This window comes from Microbacterium cucumeris (assembly GCF_058349845.2).
This window is the reverse complement of the sequence record NZ_JBYRIZ020000002.1, coordinates 1-20,514: the sequence shown is the minus strand read 5'-3', so window position 1 is coordinate 20,514 and position 20,514 is coordinate 1. Positions and strand designations below refer to the sequence as shown.

At 68.2% G+C, this 20,514-nt stretch carries 24 protein-coding genes; 13 read left to right on the top strand and 11 right to left on the bottom strand.

Annotated features, from left to right (window positions below; genetic code table 11):
- Positions 1-18: 18 nt before the first annotated feature.
- Positions 19-387, bottom strand: coding sequence for a VOC family protein (locus tag AC3RXZ_RS06695; RefSeq protein WP_243232759.1), 369 nt, complete (start codon positions 385-387; stop codon positions 19-21).
- Between the two features lie 53 nt (positions 388-440).
- Here AC3RXZ_RS06695 and AC3RXZ_RS06690 point away from each other — a divergent pair, with 53 nt between their 5' ends.
- The 5 genes from AC3RXZ_RS06690 (at position 441) to AC3RXZ_RS06670 (ending at position 4,067) form a co-directional block, all read left to right on the top strand.
- The gene (locus tag AC3RXZ_RS06690; RefSeq protein WP_491493524.1) at positions 441-962 is read left to right on the top strand and encodes a MarR family winged helix-turn-helix transcriptional regulator; all 522 of its coding nucleotides are present in this window, start codon (positions 441-443) and stop codon (positions 960-962) included.
- Positions 950-1,768, top strand: coding sequence for an alpha/beta fold hydrolase (locus AC3RXZ_RS06685; RefSeq protein ID WP_491493523.1), 819 nt, complete (start codon positions 950-952; stop codon positions 1,766-1,768). The genes AC3RXZ_RS06690 and AC3RXZ_RS06685 overlap by 13 nt, the downstream gene beginning before the upstream one ends.
- A gap of 206 nt (positions 1,769-1,974) precedes the next feature.
- Positions 1,975-2,760: a 23S ribosomal RNA methyltransferase Erm gene (gene erm, locus AC3RXZ_RS06680; protein WP_491493522.1), complete on the top strand. Its 786-nt coding sequence runs from the start codon at positions 1,975-1,977 to the stop codon at positions 2,758-2,760.
- A 4-nt stretch (positions 2,761-2,764) separates the two neighbouring features.
- On the top strand, positions 2,765-3,763 hold the full coding sequence (locus AC3RXZ_RS06675) for an FUSC family protein (RefSeq protein WP_491493521.1): 999 nt from the start codon (positions 2,765-2,767) through the stop codon (positions 3,761-3,763).
- A 37-nt stretch (positions 3,764-3,800) separates the two neighbouring features.
- The gene (locus AC3RXZ_RS06670; RefSeq protein ID WP_243232770.1) at positions 3,801-4,067 is read left to right on the top strand and encodes a glutaredoxin family protein; all 267 of its coding nucleotides are present in this window, start codon (positions 3,801-3,803) and stop codon (positions 4,065-4,067) included.
- Here AC3RXZ_RS06670 and AC3RXZ_RS06665 read toward each other — a convergent pair whose 3' ends face one another.
- Positions 4,068-4,997: a LysR family transcriptional regulator gene (locus AC3RXZ_RS06665; RefSeq protein WP_243232772.1), complete on the bottom strand. Its 930-nt coding sequence runs from the start codon at positions 4,995-4,997 to the stop codon at positions 4,068-4,070. It abuts the gene before it with no gap.
- Positions 4,998-5,068: 71 nt separating this feature from the next.
- On the opposite strand from AC3RXZ_RS06665, the gene AC3RXZ_RS06660 reads away from it, so the two are divergent.
- Entirely contained in the window at positions 5,069-6,799 is a 1,731-nt protein-coding gene (locus AC3RXZ_RS06660; RefSeq protein ID WP_491493520.1) for an L-aspartate oxidase, read from the top strand.
- Positions 6,800-6,832: 33 nt separating this feature from the next.
- Entirely contained in the window at positions 6,833-7,057 is a 225-nt protein-coding gene (locus AC3RXZ_RS06655; protein WP_491493519.1) for a hypothetical protein, read from the top strand.
- 16 nt (positions 7,058-7,073) lie between these two features.
- On the opposite strand, the gene AC3RXZ_RS06650 is transcribed toward AC3RXZ_RS06655, so the two are convergent.
- The 4 genes from AC3RXZ_RS06650 to AC3RXZ_RS06635 form a co-directional block, all read right to left on the bottom strand.
- Positions 7,074-7,457, bottom strand: a complete 384-nt coding sequence (locus AC3RXZ_RS06650) for a VOC family protein (RefSeq protein WP_491493518.1) — start codon at positions 7,455-7,457, stop codon at positions 7,074-7,076.
- 77 nt (positions 7,458-7,534) lie between these two features.
- The gene (gene thrC / locus AC3RXZ_RS06645) at positions 7,535-8,938 is read right to left on the bottom strand and encodes a threonine synthase (protein ID WP_491493517.1); all 1,404 of its coding nucleotides are present in this window, start codon (positions 8,936-8,938) and stop codon (positions 7,535-7,537) included.
- A 67-nt stretch (positions 8,939-9,005) separates the two neighbouring features.
- Positions 9,006-9,506, bottom strand: a complete 501-nt coding sequence (locus AC3RXZ_RS06640) for a methylated-DNA--[protein]-cysteine S-methyltransferase (protein ID WP_491493516.1) — start codon at positions 9,504-9,506, stop codon at positions 9,006-9,008.
- A 47-nt stretch (positions 9,507-9,553) separates the two neighbouring features.
- A complete protein-coding gene (locus tag AC3RXZ_RS06635; RefSeq protein WP_243232784.1) occupies positions 9,554-10,396 on the bottom strand; it encodes a helix-turn-helix transcriptional regulator in 843 nt (280 codons plus the stop codon).
- Between the two features lie 117 nt (positions 10,397-10,513).
- On the opposite strand from AC3RXZ_RS06635, the gene AC3RXZ_RS06630 reads away from it, so the two are divergent.
- Positions 10,514-11,458: an SDR family oxidoreductase gene (locus tag AC3RXZ_RS06630; protein WP_491493515.1), complete on the top strand. Its 945-nt coding sequence runs from the start codon at positions 10,514-10,516 to the stop codon at positions 11,456-11,458.
- A 135-nt stretch (positions 11,459-11,593) separates the two neighbouring features.
- Positions 11,594-13,198, top strand: a complete 1,605-nt coding sequence (locus AC3RXZ_RS06625; protein ID WP_491493514.1) for a DUF5060 domain-containing protein — start codon at positions 11,594-11,596, stop codon at positions 13,196-13,198.
- A 187-nt stretch (positions 13,199-13,385) separates the two neighbouring features.
- Here the strand turns inward: AC3RXZ_RS06625 and AC3RXZ_RS06620 are convergent, their stop codons facing one another.
- The 4 genes from AC3RXZ_RS06620 to AC3RXZ_RS06605 form a co-directional block, all read right to left on the bottom strand.
- On the bottom strand, positions 13,386-13,994 hold the full coding sequence (locus AC3RXZ_RS06620) for a nucleotidyltransferase domain-containing protein (protein ID WP_491493513.1): 609 nt from the start codon (positions 13,992-13,994) through the stop codon (positions 13,386-13,388).
- 491 nt (positions 13,995-14,485) lie between these two features.
- Positions 14,486-15,127 carry a CatB-related O-acetyltransferase gene (locus tag AC3RXZ_RS06615; protein WP_491493512.1) on the bottom strand — a complete coding sequence of 214 codons (642 nt, stop codon included), beginning with the start codon at positions 15,125-15,127 and terminating at the stop codon, positions 14,486-14,488.
- The gene (locus AC3RXZ_RS06610) at positions 15,127-15,594 is read right to left on the bottom strand and encodes a DoxX-related protein (RefSeq protein ID WP_243232787.1); all 468 of its coding nucleotides are present in this window, start codon (positions 15,592-15,594) and stop codon (positions 15,127-15,129) included. The genes AC3RXZ_RS06615 and AC3RXZ_RS06610 overlap by 1 nt, the downstream gene beginning before the upstream one ends.
- Before the next feature lie 95 nt (positions 15,595-15,689).
- Entirely contained in the window at positions 15,690-16,076 is a 387-nt protein-coding gene (locus AC3RXZ_RS06605; RefSeq protein WP_491493511.1) for a VOC family protein, read from the bottom strand.
- A gap of 86 nt (positions 16,077-16,162) precedes the next feature.
- On the opposite strand from AC3RXZ_RS06605, the gene AC3RXZ_RS06600 reads away from it, so the two are divergent.
- Positions 16,163-16,939, top strand: a complete 777-nt coding sequence (locus tag AC3RXZ_RS06600; protein WP_243232789.1) for a TetR/AcrR family transcriptional regulator — start codon at positions 16,163-16,165, stop codon at positions 16,937-16,939.
- Positions 16,940-17,318: 379 nt separating this feature from the next.
- On the opposite strand, the gene AC3RXZ_RS06595 is transcribed toward AC3RXZ_RS06600, so the two are convergent.
- Positions 17,319-17,897, bottom strand: coding sequence for a TetR/AcrR family transcriptional regulator (locus AC3RXZ_RS06595; RefSeq protein ID WP_491493510.1), 579 nt, complete (start codon positions 17,895-17,897; stop codon positions 17,319-17,321).
- A 181-nt stretch (positions 17,898-18,078) separates the two neighbouring features.
- Here AC3RXZ_RS06595 and AC3RXZ_RS06590 point away from each other — a divergent pair, with 181 nt between their 5' ends.
- The 3 genes from AC3RXZ_RS06590 to AC3RXZ_RS06580 form a co-directional block, all read left to right on the top strand.
- The gene (locus AC3RXZ_RS06590; protein WP_491493509.1) at positions 18,079-18,825 is read left to right on the top strand and encodes an SDR family oxidoreductase; all 747 of its coding nucleotides are present in this window, start codon (positions 18,079-18,081) and stop codon (positions 18,823-18,825) included.
- A gap of 268 nt (positions 18,826-19,093) precedes the next feature.
- Entirely contained in the window at positions 19,094-19,522 is a 429-nt protein-coding gene (locus AC3RXZ_RS06585; protein ID WP_243232792.1) for a MarR family winged helix-turn-helix transcriptional regulator, read from the top strand.
- A gap of 63 nt (positions 19,523-19,585) precedes the next feature.
- A partial coding sequence (locus AC3RXZ_RS06580) for a DUF222 domain-containing protein (protein WP_491493508.1) occupies positions 19,586-20,514 on the top strand: 929 nt, incomplete at its 3' end.

Below are 20,514 nucleotides of genomic sequence, written 5' to 3'. Positions count from 1 at the left end.
GCATCGATCCGGTCACTCCTATGCCCGGTCGTGGATCGTGAGGTGATAGCCGTCAAGATCAGCGAACGTGAAGGTGCGCCCGAACGGACCGTCGACCGGCCCCGACACGATCGCGTGGCCAGCGTCGGCGAGAGCGTCGTGGATCGATTGAGCGTCATCGGCGTGGAGCCAGATCGCTGCCCCGATGCCCGGACGGGCAGCCGTCGCGAGGTCGGTTTCCGGCGTGAGCTCTCGCAGTGCGAAGGCGATCGGGGCAGTGTCGAAGACGACAGCCCGCGGCGGCCCGGCCTCCGCGGGCACAAGTCCGAGGTACTGCTCGTAGAACGCCTTCGACGCGACGAGATCACGCACCTGGAGGGAGATGAAATCGGGACCTGTGACGGACATGCCTACTCCTTAATGTCAAACAACTGACATTAACTGTATGTCAGAATTCTGACATGAGTCAAGACGTCATCGAACTCGAGACATCCCTCGCCTACCTGCTGAAAGAGGCATCCAGCGCCCTCCGCTCGGCTATGGATGCCGCGCTGCGGCCGTTCGGAATGTCTGTGACCCACTATGCCTGCCTCGAGCTCCTGGCACAGCGACCGGGCTCCTCGAACTCCGAGCTCGCCAGAGGAGCGTTCGTGACGCGCCAGTCGATGAACGTTCTGCTGCAGTCGCTCGAACAGGACGGGTCCGTCACGAGACCCGCCGAGTCGAGAATGGGGAGGGTGCTGCCTGCGGAGCTCACGACTCTCGGCAGGCAACGGCTGAAGCAGGCGAGCACCGCCGTCCGCGCCGTCGAGGTCAAGATGCTGGGCGGGATGACGGCAACAGAGCAGGCTGCGGCGTACTCGGCACTGAAAAGCATGATCGCCTCGCTGAGCGACGACACGGACACAGGAAGGGACCGCGAACCGAGGCAACCCCGGAAGATCGCGCCCGTCGCGGAAGGACCGGACTCATGGCCGGAGTGAGCACGCAGGACAGACATATTGCCGCGCTCGCCCTCCCCGCGCGGACCGGGGTCCTCGTGCTCGCGGGATCCAGCGGACGCCTGGAGGTCGAGCGGGCCGACCTGTTCGCCCGGCACGGCGCGCTCGCGCACGCGATCCGCTGGTTCGGGGGCGTGGACCAGCGACCGGTGCCGCACGAGGTGCCGCTGGAGCTGTTCCTCGACGAGGTCGCGCTGCTGCGCGCATCCTGCGACCGCGTCGCCGTGATCGGCACCTCGTTCGGTGCCGAGGCGGCGCTGCTGACCGCGACGCGGACAGCCGTCGACGTCGTGATCGCCATCGCGCCGACCAGCGTGGTGTGGCCGGGCATCCACGAGGGGACCTGGTCGTCGCACTGGACCGAGAACGGCACCCCGCTGCCGTGGGTGCCGTTCGCCGAGGACTGGACGGCCGACACGGATCCGCCCGAGTTCCGCGGCCTGTACGAGGAGAGCCTCGACCGTGATCCGGACGCGGCGAACGCCGCCGCCATCCCGGTGGAGAGGATCACCGGCGACGTCGTGCTCGTCGCGGGCGCGGATGATCGCGTCTGGCCGAGCACGCGTGCCTCGGACGAGATCGCCGCACGCCGGAGCGCGGCGGGAAGGGAGACGACGGTGCTGCGGCATCCGCGGGCCGGCCACCGGATCGTCCTGCCCGGCGAGACCCCGGCGTCCGGAGGGCAGCGGATGGCCAGGGGCGGGACGCCGGCAGCCGATGCCGAGCTCGGCGCGGCCGCGTGGGAGGCTCTGCGCCGCCGGCTCGCCCTGCGCGACACGCCCGGCTAGACTGTCCGGCATGGGTTTGATCATTTCCGGCGCGACGTTCGACGCGCCCTGCTTCACCTTCCGTGACCGCCGCGCCTGACGGCGCGTCGACGGTCACCTGAACGCCTCTGCGCGTCGTTCCCGGATGTCCTGCACCCGGAAGCGCGTCCGCCGTGCTCTCGCACGCCCGCTCACGGGTGCTCCCTTCCTTCGAACGGAGCGCACTCATGCGACCTCATTCCCACACCGGTGGCCGTCACGAACTCGGCCAGAACTTCCTCATCCATCGCCCCACCCTCCAGCGCATCGCGGCCCTCGTCGCCCGGACCGAGGGGCCGATCCTCGAGCTCGGCGCCGGCGACGGCGCGCTCACGGATCATCTCGTGCGGCTGGGCCGCGATGTGCGGGCCATCGACATCGACGCCCGCCGGGTGTCACGGCTCCGATCACGGCTGCCCTCGGCATCCGTGCACGTCGCGGACGCATTGCACGAGCCCCTGGACCGCCCCGTCGTCGTCGGGAACATCCCGTTCCATCTCACTACGCCCATCCTGCGGCGGATGCTGAGCCACGGCACATGGAGCGAGGCCGTGCTGCTGACCCAGTGGGAGGTGGCGCGCAAGCGCGCCGGAGTCGGCGGTGCCACGATGATGACCGCTCAGGCCGCGCCGTGGTTCACGTTCGGGCTGCACGACCGGGTGGCGGCCCGGCACTTCCGTCCGATGCCCGCCGTCGACGGCGGCGTCCTGGTCGTCTCGCGCCGCCCGAGGCCTCTGGTCGCGACACGGGACCGACGTCGCTACGAGGCCTTCATCGCCGCGGTCTTCCGCGGCCGCGGCAACGGCATGCAGCAGATCCTGCGCGGCACCGGGCATCCGCCGTCATCGGTCCAGCGCGCCCTGAGCGATGCCGGCGTCGCCCGCACCGCACTGCCGCGCGACGTCGGCGGCGAACAGTGGGCGACGCTGTGGAACCGGCTCGTCACGAGCGGACCGCGCCCCGCGAGACAATAGAGAGGTGAGCCTGTTCGCCTTCGGCCCGTCGCGAGGTCCGCGCTGGCCGATCGGACTGCAGGCCGCGGTCGGCCTCGCCGCGCCGATCGCGGTCATGACGCTGCTCGGGCAGCCCGCGCTCGGCTACATCGCCGCGTCGGGGGCGTTCACCGTCCTGTTCGCCGGATCCTACCCGGTCGTCGAGCGCGCCAGAGTGCTGCCGTTCGTGGCGGCCGGGCTCGTCGTCAGCGCCGCCGCGGGCGTGCTCGCCGCGCCGGTCCCCTGGCTCGTCCTGGTCGGGGTCGTGGCCGTGTCCGTCGTCAGCGCGGCCCTGGCGTTCGGCTTCCGCCTCGGCCCGCCGGGACCGCTGTTCTTCGTGCTCGTGTTCGGCCTCTCGGCGCATGTCGTCTCGTCGGCTCCCGTCTCGGCGCACATCTACCTCGCGGCCTTCACCGCGGGCTGCGCGTTCTCCTATCTCGTCGCCGTGTCGCCGCTGCTGCTGCCCGCGCCTCGAGCGGTGACCGCGCGGCCGGTGCGCGAGCTGCTCCCCGGGCCCGCACTGGACGCTGACGGACGGATGCTGCTCGTCCGCGTGGTCATCGTCTCGATCGTGGGCGTGCTTCTGGCACTCGCGGTCGATCCCGGGCGCAGCTACTGGATCGTCGGCGCCGCGGTCGCCGTGATCGGAGTCGCGGCGGACCGGACCGCGGCGCTCCAGCGCGGGGTGCACCGGATGCTCGGCACGCTGGTCGGTGCGGGCCTGTACGCGCTGCTGGCGCTGCTGCATCCGGCCGGCCTCTGGCTCGCGCTGCTGCTCGGCGTCCTCCAGTTCGTCATCGAGCTCGTCGTCGTGCGCCACTACGCGCTGGCGCTGGTGTTCATCACGCCGCTCGTCCTGCTGCTGACCGGAGCGGCGACCGGCGAGATCGGCGACATGTCGATCGCCCTCGAACGGATCGTGGACACCGTCGTGGGAGCGGCGCTGGGCGCGGCATCCGGTTTCCTGCATCCGCGTCGCGACTGACGGGAACACCACGGCACGTCTCACGGTTTCCCCACGCATGGAGATCACGCTCGTCACGTCCGCCTTCTGCGGCGCGTGCGCGCGCACCAGGGCGGTGATCGCAGACGCGGTGCGCTGGCTTCCGGACGCGACGGTCACCGAGATCGACGTCGCCACGGACCCGGATGCCGCGGAGGCCCTCGATATCCGGTTCACCCCGACCGTGATCATCCGTGGAGCGGATGGACGGCAGACCTTCCGGGCCGAAGGCGTCCCGACCGTCCCGCAGATGCTGGCCGCGGCCGCGACGGCCCTGCCCGGTTGATCAGCGCACGATGCGCAGGGTCTCGGGTTCGGCTGCGGCGAGCGCAGCCGCCGTGTCGACCAGGACGTCGCGCATGGCGGCCGCTGCGCGTGTGGGCGTGACGTCCGACCGATGGGCGAGACTGATCGTGCGCGTGAGCTGAGGGTCGACCAGGCGCGCGGCGCGCAGGCTCGGCCGGTCCACGAGCACAGTCGCCGGGACCACCGCGACACCGAGCCCGCGCTCGACGAATCGCAGCACGGCGTCCATCTCCGCCCCCTCGATGACCGTCGAGGGTGCGACGCCCGCGGAGCGGAAGGCGGCGTCCGTGGCGGCGCGCAGATCGTAGCTCTCCGCGAAGGCGATCGACGGCAGGGCGGACAACCGCCGCAGGTCGATCGGGCCGTCCGCGATCGGCGGAGCCGAAGCCGTCGAGATCACGACGAGCTCTTCGGTGAGCAGGGGCGTCCGCACGATCGCCGCCTCGGAGACGGCGAGTCCTTCCGACAGCGTGATGAGCGCCATGTCGAGCTCGCCGCCCGCGAGGCGCTCGATGAGCAGGCGCGATCCGCCCTCTGTCAGCTGCAGTTCGATGCCCGGGTGCGCCGGATGGAACGCCGTCATGGCCTCCGCGACCAGGCTCACGCACAGGGTGGGAGTGGCCCCCAGCCGCACGCGTCCGCGCTGGAGGCCGGCGAGCTCGGCCATCTCGACCCGGATGGCCTCGGCATCCGCAAGCATGCGACGAGCGCGCGGCAGCAGGGTCTCCCCCGCCGACGTCAGGGTGATGTTGCCGCGAGCCCGATGGAACAGGTCGCCGCCCACCTCGTTCTCGAGCGTCGCGATCTGACGGCTGAGGGACGGCTGCGCGATGTGGAGCGCCTCGGCCGCCCGCGTGAAGTGCCCCTTCTCCGCGACCGCGACGAAGCCGCGCAGCTGCTCCAAGTTCATAGCCACAGACTATCGTGACTATGAGAACAATTCATTGGAGTAATCGTCGTGATGTTCCTAGCGTGGAACGCATGAGCATCCCCGAACGCCAGATCTCCACCACCGTCCTCGTCATCGGCACCGGCGGCTCCGGCCTGCGGGCCGCGATCGACGTGGCCGAGCAGGGCGTGGACGTGCTCGCCGTGGGCAAGCGCCCCCGCGACGACGCCCACACATCGCTCGCCGCCGGTGGGATCAACGCCGCGCTCGGGACGATGGATGCCGAGGACAGCTGGCAGCAGCACGCGGCCGACACGATCACCGAGAGTTACGGGCTGGCCGATCCGCGCACGGTCGAGATCGTCACGCGCGGCGCCGAGCAGGGCATCCGGGATCTCGAGCGCTGGGGCATGGGCTTCGCGCGCGAGGACGACGGGCGCATCTCGCAGCGCTTCTTCGGTGCGCACACGTACCGGCGGACGGCGTTCGCCGGGGACTACACCGGCCTGGAGATCCAGCGGACCCTGGTCCGCCGCGCCGAGCAACTGGGCGTCCCGATCCTGGACGGCGTGTACATCACCCGCATCCTCGTCGACGACGGCGCGGTCTTCGGCGCGTACGGCTTCGACCAGTCCGACGGCACGCGGTACCTCATTCACGCGGATGCCGTCATCCTCGCCGCCGGCGGTCATAACCGGATCTGGCGGCGCACGTCGTCGCGCCGGGACGAGAACACCGGCGATTCGTTCCGCCTGGCCGTCGACGCCGGGGCGCGCCTGCGCGATCCCGAACTCGTGCAGTTCCACCCGTCCGGGATCATCGAACCCGAGAACGCCGCGGGGACCCTCATCTCCGAGGCGGCGCGCGGCGAAGGCGGGATCCTGCGCAACGCCCTGGGCGAGCGCTTCATGAAGACCTACGACCCGCAGCGCATGGAGCTGTCGACGCGCGACCGGGTCGCGCTGGCCGCCTACACCGAGATCAAGGAGGGCCGCGGGACCGAGAACGGCGGTGTCTGGCTGGACGTGTCGCATCTGCCGCGCGAGACGATCATGACCCGGCTCCCCCGGGTGTACCAGACGATGCTCGAGCTGCAGATGCTCGACATCACGACGGACCCGATCGAGATCGCTCCGACCGCGCACTACTCGATGGGCGGTGTCTGGGTCCGCCCGGAGGACCACAGCACCGACGTGGACGGACTGTACGCGATCGGCGAGGCCTCCAGCGGGCTGCATGGGGCGAACCGGCTCGGCGGCAACTCGCTGATCGAACTGCTCGTGTACGGCCGGATCGCCGGTCGGGCCGCGGTCGATTACGCGTCCGCTCTTCCTGCTCAGCGCCGGTCATCGGATGCCGTGGCGCACGCGCGTCAGGAGATCGACGAGCTCCTCGCCGCCGACGGTCGCGAGAACGTGCGGGCTCTGCAGCGCGCGATCCGCAACACGATGACCGAGCATGCCGGCGTCGTCCGCTCGGAGGACGGTCTGCGTGCCGGCCTCGCCGAGCTCGACCTGATCGAGGGACGTATGACGGACATCGGCATCCACCCCGACATCGCCGGGTTCCAGGACCTCGCGCACGCGTTCGACCTGAAGGCCTCGGCGCTCGCGGCGCGCGCGACGCTGGAGGCCGCGCGCGAGCGTCGCGAGACGCGGGGATGCCACAACCGTAGCGACTTCCCGGACACGGATCCGACTCTGCAGGTGAACCTCGTCTGGTCTCCGTCCACCGGCGTCACCCGCGAGCAGATCGCCCCCGTCCCCTCCGAGATCGCCGCGCTCATGCGCGACGTCGACACGGCGGGCAAGCTCGTGGAGTGATTGCGGCGAGTGAACATCGCGTAGCGTGGATGCGTGTCGAAGCAACGCCCTGTCCTCGCCCTCATCGGGGGCCTCGTCTTCTGGGCGGGCGCGGCACTGACGCTGCTGTTCGCCGCGGCGGCGATCTGGCTGCTGTTCCAGGGGACGCAGCCGGCGTGGTGGCTGCTCGCCGTCACGGTGGTCATCGGCGTGCTCGGCTGGGGTCTGATCCGCGTCAGCCGCGTGCCGTTCGGCGACGCGATCAACACCGGGTTCTGAGGGCGCGCGCGGCGGTTCAGGTCGACAGCACGGAGAGGATGTTGCCCGCCGGGTCCGTGAACCAGGCGATGTCCGGCCCCTCACCCGCGGCCTTGCCCCGCACGATGCCCTTGTCGTCCTGCGGCATCCCTTCGTAGCGCTGCATCGCGACCCCCTTCGCGATGAGCTCGTCCACGGCGGCGTCGATGTCCTCCACCGGGAAGTTGAGGATCGTGAAGGTCGCGGGCGCGTGGTCTTCCTTCGGGTAGATCAGCACGGCACCGCCCTTGGGCAGTTGGACCGAGAGCAGTCCGCCGCCGGCGTCCTGCACGACGAGACCGAGCACCCCCTCGTAGAAGGCACGGGACGCCTCGATGTCGTCGGACGACATGCCGCTGAACGCGTCGGAGTTCTCGAACATCGCTGCTCCCTCGGCCGCCGGCCCCTGCGGCCCGCGTACGAACCACCCTTGCACCGCGCGAGGCGCGGATCAAGGGCTCAGCGCAGCGCGTGCTGCTCGATGAAGGCGCGCAGCGCCTGCTCGTCGTCGGCGAGCTCGGTCACGTGCTGCGGAGCATCCAGCATCGCCTGCAGCTCGGGCGAGTACTCGAGCTCGACACCGATGGCCTCTCGGATCGTCTCGGCGAACTTCTGCGGCTTGGCGGTCTCGAGCACGAGCATCGGCACGCCGGACTCGACGTACTCGCGTGCGACCTTCACGCCGTCCGCTGTGTGCGGGTCGATGATGTCACCCGACGCCTCGTGCACCGAGCGGATCGTGGCGAGGCGGTCGGCATGCGTCGACGTCCCGCTGACGATCCCGAACTCGCTCTCGAAGCGGGGCTGGTCGGCGCTGAAGTCGAAGAAGCCCTGCTCGCCGAGGTCTCTCCAGACCGCCGTCACGCGCGAGGCGTCGCGGCCGACGAGCTCGAAGATGAACCGCTCGAGGTTGGACGCCTTCGAGATGTCCATCGAGGGGCTCGACGTGGCGAGCGTCTGCGCGGCGCTGCGGGGGCGGTAGACGCCGGTGCGGAAGAACTCGTCCAGTACATTGTTCTCGTTCGTGGCGAGCACGAGGCGGCGGATCGGCAGGCCCATCTGCTGGGCGAAGAAGCCGGAGAGGATGTTGCCGAAGTTGCCCGTCGGCACCGTGAAGCTGAGCTCGGTCCAGCCCCCGGCATCCGTCGCGCGCAGCCAGGCCCAGAAGTAGTAGACGACCTGCGCTGTGATGCGGGCGAGGTTGATCGAGTTCACAGCGCCGAGGTGCTGGGCGCGCTTGAAGTCGAGGTCTCCGGCGAGCGCCTTCACGAGGTTCTGGCAGTCGTCGAAGACGCCGTCCACCGCGATGTTGTGGATGTTCGCGTCGTCGAGCGAGAACATCTGCGCGCGCTGGAACGCGCTCATGCGCCCCTGCGGAGACAGCATGAAGACCGAGATCCGCTCCTTGCCGCGCAGGGCGTGCTCCGCGGCCGACCCGGTGTCGCCCGAGGTCGCGCCGAGGATGTTCAGCACCGAGCCCTTGCGCTCCAGGGCGTACTCGACGACCTGGCCGAGGAACTGCATCGCCATGTCCTTGAACGCGAGCGTCGGCCCCTCGGAGAGACCGACCAGCGTGATCCCGTCGCCGATCGGACGCAGCGGCACGACCTCCTCGGGGAAGTCCGCGTACGCGGCCGCGGTCATCGCGGCGAGGTCCTCCCGGGGGATGTCGGTGGCGAACAGCGCGAGCACCTCGGTCGCAAGCTGCGGGTAGGTCAGGGCGCGCCAGCGCTCCAGCGTCTCGCCGTCGACCGTCGGCATCGTCTCGGGGACGGCGAGTCCGCCGTCCGGGGCGAGTCCTTCGAGAAGCGTCTCGCAGTACGGCAGTGGCTGCATGCCCCCTCGGGTGGAGATGTACTGCACGTCGGCTCCTCTTCTCATGGCGCGGGCTTCCATTCTCGCAGGTGCGCGGAGGCGGATGACGCGCGGCTCAGAACAAACCGGCCGGGAGGGCGCCCTCGTGCTCCAGCAGCCGGCGCTTCGTCTGCAGGCCCTGGCCCGGCTCCCCACCGGAGTATCCGCCGAGGCCGTCGCCGGCGACCACGCGGTGGCAGGGGACGATGATCGGCAGAGGATTCGCTCCCATGATGGCGCCGATCCCGCGCGCCGGGACATCCGTGCCGCTGCGGGCTGCGAGTCCGCCGTAGGTGATCGTCGTGCCGTGGCCGACGGTCTCGTGCAGCGCCGTCAGCACCGCTCGCGTCGTCTCGGTCTGCCTGCCGAGGTCGATGGGCAGGTCGAACCGCGTCAGGCCGCCGCCGAAGTAGGCAGCGAGCTGAGCGAGAGCCTCGTCGACGAGCGCGTCGGCGGTTCCCTCGGCTGAGATGTCCCCGGTGGACGGGCGGCACCACGCGACCCGGGTGATCGCCGCTCCGTCGCTGCTCACACCGATCACGCCCACCGGTGTCGACAGGGTTCCGAACGCGGTCATGGGGCGAGGCTAGCGTGCCGTCCGGACATCGGCGCCGAGGCGGTCCGTCAGCGCATCACGCGCGGACTCAGCATCGAGAGCAGCTGCAGCTTCTCGTGGCTCTCGGAGCCGGGCACCGCGGTGTAGACGAGCAGCGAGTGGGACTGCACGGGGTCGATCAGCGTCTGGCAGGACAGCTCGAGGTCCCCGAGTTCGGGGTGCACGAAGTGCTTGGTCTCCCGCGGGCGCAGTCCGACCTCCTGCCGCTCCCAGATCGCTCGGAACTCGTCGCTGCGCTCGAGAAGGAGGCCGGCGTAGTGACCGGCGCGGGAGTCGCGTCCGCGCACCGCCATCACCTCGCGCAGCCCCGAGACCCACAGCCGGGAGAGGAACTCGTGGTCCTCGGCGGCGTACAGATCGCGCACGGTCGGGTCGACGAACCAGCGGAAGCCGATGCTGCGCTCGGGCCCAGAGCGACTCATCGTGTCCCCCGTGAGCGCGACGCCGAGCGGTGTCTGACGCAGCGTCTCGCCGAGCTCCGTCACGATCTCAGCCGGGGTGTCCTGCAGGCGGTCGAAGATCCGCAGCATGCCGGGCGTGATGTGGTCTCCGCTCGCCCCGCGCGCGGGCGGGCGGTGTCCGGCGAGCCGGAACACATGATCGCGCTCGTCGACCGAGAGGTGCAGGCCCTGGGCGATCGCCGCGATCATCTGCTCCGAGGGCAGCGGTCCGCTGGAGCGCTCGAGACGCGCGTAGTAGTCCGCCGACATGTGACACAGGGCGGCGACCTCCTCGCGTCGCAGCCCCTCGGTGCGGCGCCGGGAGCCGCGTGGCAGGCCGACGTCCTCCGGTTGGAGCACGCTGCGCCGCCGTCGGAGGAAGTCCGCCAGTCCGTCCCGATCGATCGTCATGCGCCTCCCTCTCCGCTGTCGATCCTGACATCCGTCCCGGCGGTTATCCACTGATCGATGGGTCCTGGTTACGCGACGGCGTCCCGTCGCAGGGTGGAAGGAATCGAAGGAGCAATCATGGCACCACGGACCATCGACATCCCCGTCCCCTCTCAGCACGGACGTCGCGCGCTCGTCACCGGCGGCAGCGACGGCATCGGGCTGAGGATCGCGACTCGTCTCGCTCGCGCGGGCGCCGAGCTCGTGCTTCCGGTGCGCAACCTGCGCAAGGGAGAGGCGGCGGCGGACGGCATCCGGCAGCAGGTTCCGGACGCGTCGGTGACGCTGATGAGCCTGGATCTGTCCTCGCTCGAATCCGTGTCCTCGCTGGGAGAGGACCTGCGTCGGGATGGCAGGCCGATCCATCTGCTGATCAACAACGCCGGAGTCATGACGCCGCCGGAGCGGCAGTCGACGGCTGACGGCTTCGAACTGCAGTTCGGCACGAACCACCTCGGCCACGTCGCCCTGGTCGCGCACCTGCTGCCGCTCCTCCAGGCCGGCAGCGCGCGCGTGACATCCCAGATCAGCGTCGCCGCGAACGAGCGCTCGATCAACTGGGACGATCTGAACTGGGAGCGCTCGTACAACGGGATGCACGCGTACAGCCAGTCGAAGATCGCGTTCGGCCTGTTCGGCCTCGAACTGGATCGGCGCAGCGCGGCCGAGGGATGGGGCATCACGAGCAACCTGTCGCACCCCGGCGTCGCGCCGACCAGCCTGCTGGCCGCCCGCCCGGAGCTCGGCCGGGCGGACGACACCCTCGGCGTGCGGCTGATCCGCTGGGCGTCCGCGCGTGGACTCGTCGTGGGGACGCCCGATTCCGCATCCCTTCCCGCGCTCTACGCCGCGACGTCGCCGCATGCCGCGGGCCGCCGCCTGTACGGCCCGAAGGGGATCGGGCATCTCGGCGGAGCGCCGGCCGAGCAGCGGCTCTACTCCCGGCTGCGCAGCGAGGAGGAGGCCGCGCGCATCTGGAACGTCTCGCAGGAGCTGGCGGGCGTCACGCTCGCGGTTCGTTGAGCGCGGGCGCCCGACGGTCAGGTGGCAGAAAGATCTGCGCCATTGATGCATATCCATTCGGTCTAGCGAGGATACTCATCGGTTTGTACGCTGAGCGGAACCGTCCACGACAGAGAATCATCTGGAGGATGATCGATGGAGATCACGCGAAGAACCGTCCTGACCGGCGCCGCCGTACTCGGAGCAGCCGCCGCGGTGGGCATCCCCACCGGAGCCAACGCCGCGACGGCGCCCGCCGCGGGGCTCGCCCAAAACGCATCCAAGGCCGAAGCGGTCGAACGCTGGGGGCTGCACGAGATCGTGCTGAAGGGCCCGGACAAGGGCAACCCGTTCGTCGACGTCACGCTCGCGGCCGTGTTCCGCAACGGCGACCAGGCGATCACGGTGCCCGGCTTCTATGACGGGGACGGCACCTACCGCATCCGGTTCTCGCCACCGCAGGCAGGCAAGTGGAAATGGAGCGTCGAGAGCAACGTGCGCTCGATGCGCAAGTCCGGCCAGGTGAGCGTCGTCGATCCGTCCCCGGACAACCACGGCCCCGTGCAGGTCTCGGCCGACGGCTATCACTTCGTGTACGCCGACGGCTCGCCGTACCACCAGATCGGCACCACCTCGTACTCCTGGGCCCAGCAGCCCGAGGAGAAGGTCCAGAAGACGCTCGAGACGCTGAGCGCGTCGCCGTTCAACAAGATCCGGATGCTGTTCTTCCCGAACGTCCCGTCCGAAGCGGTCGACCCGTTCGTGCGCACGGGCCCGGGACCCAGGGACTGGGATCCGAGACGCTTCGACCCCGCCTACTTCCGGCTGTATGAGAGCCGCATCGCGAGCCTGCTGCAGCTCGGCATCCAAGCCGACGTCGTGCTCTTCCAGCCGTACAAGAACGACATCGGTTTCTCCGACATGGCGCGCGCGGACGACGAACGGTACATCCGCTACATCACGGCACGCTTCGGCGCCTACCGGAACGTCTGGTGGTCGATGGCGAACGAATACGACGACAACGAGACCAAGACCCTCGCGGACTGGGACCACCTCGGCGACTTCCTCAAGAGCGTCGATCCGCACAGCCGCCTGCGCTCGATCCACAACAAGAACATCTACTACGACGCGCGCAAGGACTGGGTGACGCACGCCAGCATCCAGAGCTCGGGCGCGGCGATGGACGGGATCCGGGCGCATCTGCATCGCCAGTTCGCGCTCAAGCCCGTCGTGTTCGACGAAGTCGCGTACGAGGGCAACATCGACGCGCGCTGGGGCCAGCTGTCGGGCGAGGAGATGACGAGCCGGTTCTGGAACACGTTCGTCGGCGGCACGTACTGCGGACACGGCGAGACGCTCAACGAGGCGCAGAGCCCGAGCACCTCGTGGCTCGGCCAGGGCGGGGTGCTCAACGGCACCAGCGCGCCGCGCCTGGCGTTCCTCAAGCAGATCATGCAGGAGGGTCCCGCGACCGGGATCAATGCGCTCCAGCCGGACTGGGGGTGGGACATGGGCGGTGTCGACAACCAGTACTACATCAAGTACTTCAACACGAGCGCGCCGTCCGAGTGGAAGGCGTTCCTGCCCAGCGGCGCCGGACATTCGTACGCCGTCGACGTCATCGACACGTGGAACATGACGGTCGCGCCGCTCGGCGTCTTCGCCATGGCGAAGGTCGAAGGCGGAGCGCAGGATCCGTCTCATCCGGTCATCCAGCTCCCCGGCAAGAGGTGGATGGCGGTGCGCTTCACTCGCGTGTGACGCACGGGGCGCGCGCCGAGGTGACGCGAGGCGGAGACGGAACGTCCTGGTGGGCGTTCCGTCTCCGCATCCCCGAAGGGCCTGGACGCATGGGACGGGGTTGTGACGGAGCCTCCCTCACTGCCAGCCAGTGTCGCAGGCCGGTGCTCCGGAGCATCGCGGATGACGGCGGGAGGGCGGATGCACGTCAGAGGTGCTCGATCCACGGGTGACGCGGGTGAGCAGTTTCCAGTGCGCTTCGAAGCCACGCCGAGGCTTCATCGCTCAAAGACGAGCGAGCGGCATCGAAATCCAGCTGATCCTGCGCTCGAAGTCCTGGGGCCTTGTGGAGCAGCTGGATCTCTGGGCGCAGGTAGTTCACGCCCTCCTTGGTCCAGAGAATCTTGTCGAAAGCGAGCGTGACCCTCGGGTCTCTCTTATACGTCCAACGTTCCTGCGTGCTGTCCATCAGAATGACGTCGTACTCCCAGGGGCTGGCGCCGTCGGCCCTGAGCCACAGATTGCTGCAGGTGTCCGGAACCGGTCTGGCCGGATCTGTGAGCGGAAGCAGGTCGCCTCGGTTCGCCGCCCATACGTCCAAGCGCCCGAGGACATGCGCGCGCAAAAGGTGCGCATCGGAGCGAGGGACACTCGGGTCGATGTCACCGTGCGAGCGTGAGACGCCCGTGAACGCCTCGATGGCCCACCCGCCGGCAATCCACCATGGACCTGTATAGCCCTCGAAGAGCTCAACGACATCGCGGACCGTGCGTGAATGCCACGGTCCGTAGAGTCGCACGACGTCGCTGTGGTCCACAGTGTCATGCTACGGATCTTCGGCTCGCGTATCGGTCGCGCGACTGCCCTGTAGCCGCCGTTTCCGGCGAGACCCCGACGTGTTCCGAGAGATCGACCTGCGATCTCACGAGAGTTTCGGTTGGTGGCACAGAACACCCTTGCAAGGACCGGGGCGTCATGCGTTGCCGAGGCTGACGGTTGTCTCGCAAACATGGCGGTAATCGCGCCTCACTCTCGACTGCCTGAAACGCCGGGCCGACAGTATCGGCGCCCTGGATTCCAGCAGGGGTTTCGGCAGGCGCGCGACCGGCGTGTCGCGCGCCTGCCGGTGTCCTCTGTTCATCCGCCGAGAACGATCGTTTGCGGCGGATCGCTGAGCGCGGCTCGGAACGCCTGCCGCAAACGTTCGTCGCAACCACGAACCGTCAAGGGCTTTCGGCGGGTGCCGCGGAGGTGCCGCATGTCAATGCATGGTCCCACGCGGCTGCGGGCGATCGACAGCTAGCTCCGTCAGGTTAACTCTTCCAACTCACGCGGCGTGCCCGACATAATGACGGCGGCGTGCGTGGTGATCTTCTCGACCGGCCAGTTCCACCAGCGCAGGTCGAGCAGACGCCTCACATCGTTCTCGTCGAACCGCATACGCACGGGCCGCGCCGGGTTCCCGACGACGATCTCGTACGGCCGGACGTGTTTCGTGACGACACTGCCCGCGCCGATGACCGCACCATCGCCGATGCGGACGCCGGGGAGAATGGTTGCATCGCGCCCGATCCACACGTCATTGCCGACCACGGTATCGCCGAGCTGTTCGATCGCGACGAAGGCATCGAGGGTCTTGTCCATCCATTCGCCGCCGAACATCGTGAACGGGTAGGTCGAGGGTCCAACCATCGGGTGATTTCCTCCCGGCATCAGAAAAGTGACTCCGGGTGCGATCGCGGTGAAGCGGCCGATCACCAGTCGTTGCGGGCCGTAGAGGTACTTCACGTTCGCCTGTTCGAAAGGGGCACGAGCGCCATCATTGTCGTAGTAGGTGTAGTCGCCCACCTCGATCAGCGAGGTGGTGATCTCGTTTTTGAGGAAGACGACGTTCGTGAGGTCGGCGCGCGTCGACGGGGTCTTCTGGTTAGGGTCGGGGATGCGATGCATCAGTTCTCCTCTGCTGCGGTTTTGGTAAGTATGGATTCGCGAGCGCGCAAGCTCGCTGGGCGGTGATCAACAGCGACCGCTGCAGTGACAGCGAGGAAGATCAATTGGATGATCGTTCGCGGGATGAGCTGACTGCTCCACGTTTCGGTCAGTCCGGACAGCGCCGCGTGCAGATTCGCGGGGTACATCGCACAGAGAAGCACGGCCAGCCCGACTGCGGCGCCACTGGTCGTGCGTCTCCACAGGAGCCCTGCGGCGCCGGCGAGTTCGAGAATCCCGGTCAGAGAGACGAGCGCTTCGGGGTGCGCCAGACCAGGTGGAACCATCGAGACCATTTCCGCTCGCATGCCGATGAAGTGCGAGGCGCCGGTGAAGGCGAACATCGCCGCTAGCCCGAGACGCGCAGCACCCGGCCACGAGAGCGGGCTAGAGGAGCGCAGGCGTGCAGCCCAGACGGCTGCGGTCACGAGCGTGAGTATTACGAGGGGAGCCATGAACGCCCTTCCCGTGTGTCGTGTGGGCGGCGGGCTGGATCCGCCGCCCACGATGGTCAAGCGTGCGACTACTCGACTGGTGTCATCCACTGCACCAACTGATAGATGACTCCGTTCGGGTCGGCCATTTGGAAATAGCGCTCTCCCCACGGTTCGGTCTCGATCGGCGTCACGATCTGCACTCCCTGCTGCTGGAGGCGCGCATAGTCCGCGTCGATATCAGAGACGGTGAATACGACGAGCAGGCCTGCGGCGCGGCCAGCCATGGTCTCCGGCTTGAAGGTCGACAAGCCGGTGCGCAAGTAGATCAAGTTGAAGCCGACCTCGGCGTGGGACAGGGAGCAGAAGCCGTCGGCTTCCATCTCGATGCGGAAGCCCAGGTGCGTCTGCACCCAGGCGGCCGATGCCGTCACGTCGGAGACGTTGAGCGAGATCGCGGATCCGGTGATGTTCATGTGCGAAATCCTAACTATAGCTGTACGTCGTACAACGTACCTCGTATAAGGTAGTGTGGATTGAGAACAAGCGCAAGGAGATCTTCATGACTGCGGACCGCACCGGCGGTGGGGAACCCAGCGCCACCCTCGCGTTGCTGTGGAACACGCCCGACACGACTGTTCGCCGCAAGGGCCCGGTGCGCTCAGTCACCGTTCCGCAGATCGTCGACGCCGCGCTCGCCCTCGCCGACGGCGACGGGCTGGCGGCGCTCACTATGCGGGCCGTGGCAGAGAAGGTCGGCATCTCGACAATGTCGGTATACACCTACGTACCCGGCAAGCCCGAGCTGCTCGACCTTATGGTCGACACGCTCTACGCGCGGATGAAGCGTCACGACTGGGACAGAGAACCGTGGCGTGAACGGCTCATCGCCATTGCCGAGACGAACCGGGCACTGCTCTCAGAGCATCCGTGGATGACGGAGGTCGCCGCGATCAGCCGACCACCACTCGGTCCGGGCCTCATGGCAAAGTATGAGAACGAACTCGCGGCCTTCGACAACACGGGCCTCGCGGATCTCGAGGTCGACGCGGCACTGACCTTCTTGCTGGGCTTCGTCCAGTCGCACTGCCGCACCGCGCACGACGCGCGTCGCGCCACGACGGACTCGGCAATCAATGATGCCGAGTGGTGGGCCGCGAACCAGCCGATACTTGAGCAAGCGCTCGACCCAGCTGCCTATCCGCGAGCCGTGCGCATCGGTGTCGCCGCGGGTGAATCGCAGGGCGCGGCGTGGGACGACGAGCGTTCCTGGTCCTTCGGACTCGCATGCACTCTCGATGGGCTTGCGATGCTCATCGGACCAGTGAATTGCGCCTAAGCGACTTGCTCGACCATGGCGTTGTCGCTCTTCGCGACCAATACGACCGAAACCACACCATGACCGCGGGGCAGGTTGTCCCGGCGCCCATCCAGCTGCCTTCGACAGCGGCAATCGAGATTCCAATGTCGTCAACCCAGAACGTTGCCGACATGAAGAGCCCGTCGGAGTAGACGGGTCGAACCGACCGCTGCCGATACCGATACCGATCGTTTCCGGCGGCGTCAGTGAGGCTCGCACAATCACTGGCCGTCACCAGGGGGCATGCTCACCTGCCGTCACGGCAGAACGCGACATCTCAAGAAAGCTCGCGGAAACCATCGTCTCCGGAACACGACTGGGGGCGAGCCTCGGGGACGAGGTCCCGCTGAACGCGCGGCTAGGAGCTTGCCCGGAGGGGCTGCTCTTCCCAGTTGGAGCGGTACTCGGTGGCGGCGGCCCCCATAAGCGCGTTCGCGACGAGAGCGTCGGCGAACGCCTCGGTGAGAGGTGCGTCGGGCACGAGAAGTCTGTTGTAACAAGCTCCCCAGAGCTGGTCGACAAGAAGGTTCGCATCGACGTCGGCGCGGAGCTGTCCTCGCTCGCGCGCGCGTTCGAAGTAATCGATCGCCAGCAGCCGGCGAGGCATCGTGTACCGCTCGGACACCGCTGCGGAGAGATTCGGGTCACCTTGCGCTGCACCGATGAGCTCGGCAATCACCCGACCTGCTCCTTGATCGATCAGGAGTCGTACGAAGGAGCGCAGCTGTGCACGGATGTCGACCAGGAGGTCACCGGTGTCATGGAAGACGAGTTCCGGTTCACTCCGGGCGAAGTACGACTCCGCAGCAAGAGCGCCGGGCGACGGCCACCACTTGTAGATCGTGGTCTTGCTCGCCCCAGATCTTGCAGCGACCCGTTCGAAGGTCACCGCTCCCAGCCCCTCGGTGGCGAGCAGCTCCGACGTTGCCTCGAGCACTTCAGCGCGCACCTCAGCGGCGGGACGCCGGCCGCGTCTCGTCCGAGTCGCTGGTTCGTCTCGTTCGCTCGTCACTCTGCGGCTCAGCCCCTTCACGTTCGTTCCTTCATCATAATGGACAAGTCGTCCACATGCGGGTAGTGTTATGTGAACAGAAAGTCCACATATTGGAGGAGTCCCGATGTCCGACACCACTCAGGCCACCCCGCGCGTCGCGATCGTTACCGGAGCCTCCGGAGGCATCGGTCGCGCCGTCGCGACACGCCTGGCAGCCGATGACCTCGCGGTCGTCGCTCACTACAGCGGTAACGCAGCCAAGGCGGACGAGGCCGTCAACGCGATCACCCAGGTCGGCGGCGAGGCTATCGCCGTCGGCGGAGACGTCGCCGACGAGGTCGCGATGTCCGCCTTGTTCGAGACCGCCATGACCCGCTTCGGTGGCGTCGACGTGGTGGTCAACACGGCCGGGATCATGCCTCTCGCACCGATCGCCGAGATGGACCTCGACACGTTCGACCGCATCCAGCGCGTCAACGTCCGCGGCACCTTCGTCATCGACCAGCTAGCGGCTCGCCACGTTCGCCCCGGTGGCGCCATCATCAACTACTCGACCAGCATCACGCGCCTGCAGATGCCGAACTACGGCGCGTACGCAGCGTCGAAGGGTGCGGTCGAGGCCCTCACTCTGATCCTCGCCCGCGAGCTCCGCGGACGCGACATCACCGTCAACGCGGTCGCTCCCGGCCCGACCGCCACCCCACTGTTCTTCGAGGGCAAGCCCCAGCAGGTCATCGACCACATCGCGTCGCTGAACCCGATGGAGCGGCTCGGCACGCCCGAGGACATCGCAGAGGTCACCGCATTCCTCGCCGGCCCCGGCCGCTGGGTCAACGGCCAGGTGCTCTACGCCAACGGCGGAGCGGCCTGATTGCCGGGCAACCGCAATCAATGATCGGTTTAGACGCCAGTCATCCCCATCACCGGTGCCGCTCGGTATCGCGCGTTCGACGACTCGCGAACGGAATTCCGTGATCAAACCGTTGCATTCGTTACCACGCCGTTATAGAGTGTTCGCACGGTGAATGTTTGCTGTGGCATCCACCGCATGTGATTGCAGGACACTCTTGGTGCAAGGGACAAGGGCCGGTCGGGAGCCTCTCCGACCGGCCCTTCACCGTTCCCGCTACGCTGAGATCGTGACCGACCGGAACCTCGCCATCGCCGCCTGGGAGAGCCTGTTCCGCGCCCAGCACGAGCTGTTCACCGCGATGTCGGCGGACTTCGACGGGACCGATCTCGCCCAGGGCGAGTACGACGTGCTGCTCACCGTCACCCGAGCGCCGGACATGACGGCGCGACTGCGGGACATCACCCAGAACCTGCTCATCAGCCAGCCCAGCGTCTCGCGTCTCATCGATCGCATGGTCGCGCGCGAACTGGTCACGAAGCTGCCCGACCCCGAGGACGGGCGCGGTGCACTGATCCGCGCCACGGATGCCGGAGCCCGCGCCTTCCGCCGCATCGCCACGGTGCACGGCCGCTCGATCGCCGAACGAATGTCAGCCCTCGACGACGAGCAGTTGCGAACCCTCCTCAGCCTCACGGAGCGCCTGCGCGACCGCTGAACATTCGAATATTTCTTTCGAACATCTCTTCCCTTTTCGCCTCCCCGACGGTAGTCTGGATGCATGACGACGACGCATCTGGAAGCTCTGCACGCGGCGGTCTCCCGCCTCGACGCGGTGTGGACGGATGCTGAGGACGCGGCGGGCCTCGACCGGGCGGCTCTGATCGCCGCCAACGAGACGCTGGGCACGCTCAACCGCGTGGTGACCGCACTTCAGGCCGAGGTCGCGGCCGGCATCGCGCACGAATCTCGAGCCGAGTTGGGCTCCGAGTCCCTGGCGAAGCAGCACGGGTTCCGCACCGCGGCGCGTCTGGTCGCCGCCGTGACCGGCGCCAGCGCGGGAGACGCATCCCGGCTGGTCGCGGTCGGCGCGGCCACAGCGCCGCGTTCGGACCTGCTCGGTGCTCCCCTGCCGGCGAAGTACCCCGCTGTGCAACGCGCCCTCACCGATGGCTCCGTCAGCGTCGCGGCGGCCGCGCTCATCATCGCCCTCCTCGACCGGGTCCGGCTGAAGATCGACAGCGACCGGGTCCAGCAGGCCGAGGCTCTGCTGGTGGAGAAGGCTCCAGGACTGTCGCTGGACGAGGTCCGCAGACTCGTCACACGGGCGGAGGCGTTCCTGGATCCGGACGGTGTCGCGCCGCGCGAGGAGTCCGCCCGCGCGCAGAACTCGTTGACCTTCTACGAGCGGGACGGACGACTGCGCCTGGACGGCGACTTCGACATCGAATCCGGCGCACCCATCAAAGCCGCGCTCGAGGGATACGTCACGGCCGTGTTCGCCGCACGCGCGAAGACCCTCGACCCGAACGCGCCGGATGCCGATCGGCGGACGATCCGTCAGCTGCAGGCCGACGCTCTCTCCTCCCTGTGTGCCCACGCCCTCGGTTGCGACGATGACGCCCCTGCCCTTGCCGGAGCCACCGTCATCGTCCGCGTCAACCTCGACGACCTCACCACCGGCACCGGATACGGCACCATCGACGGCAT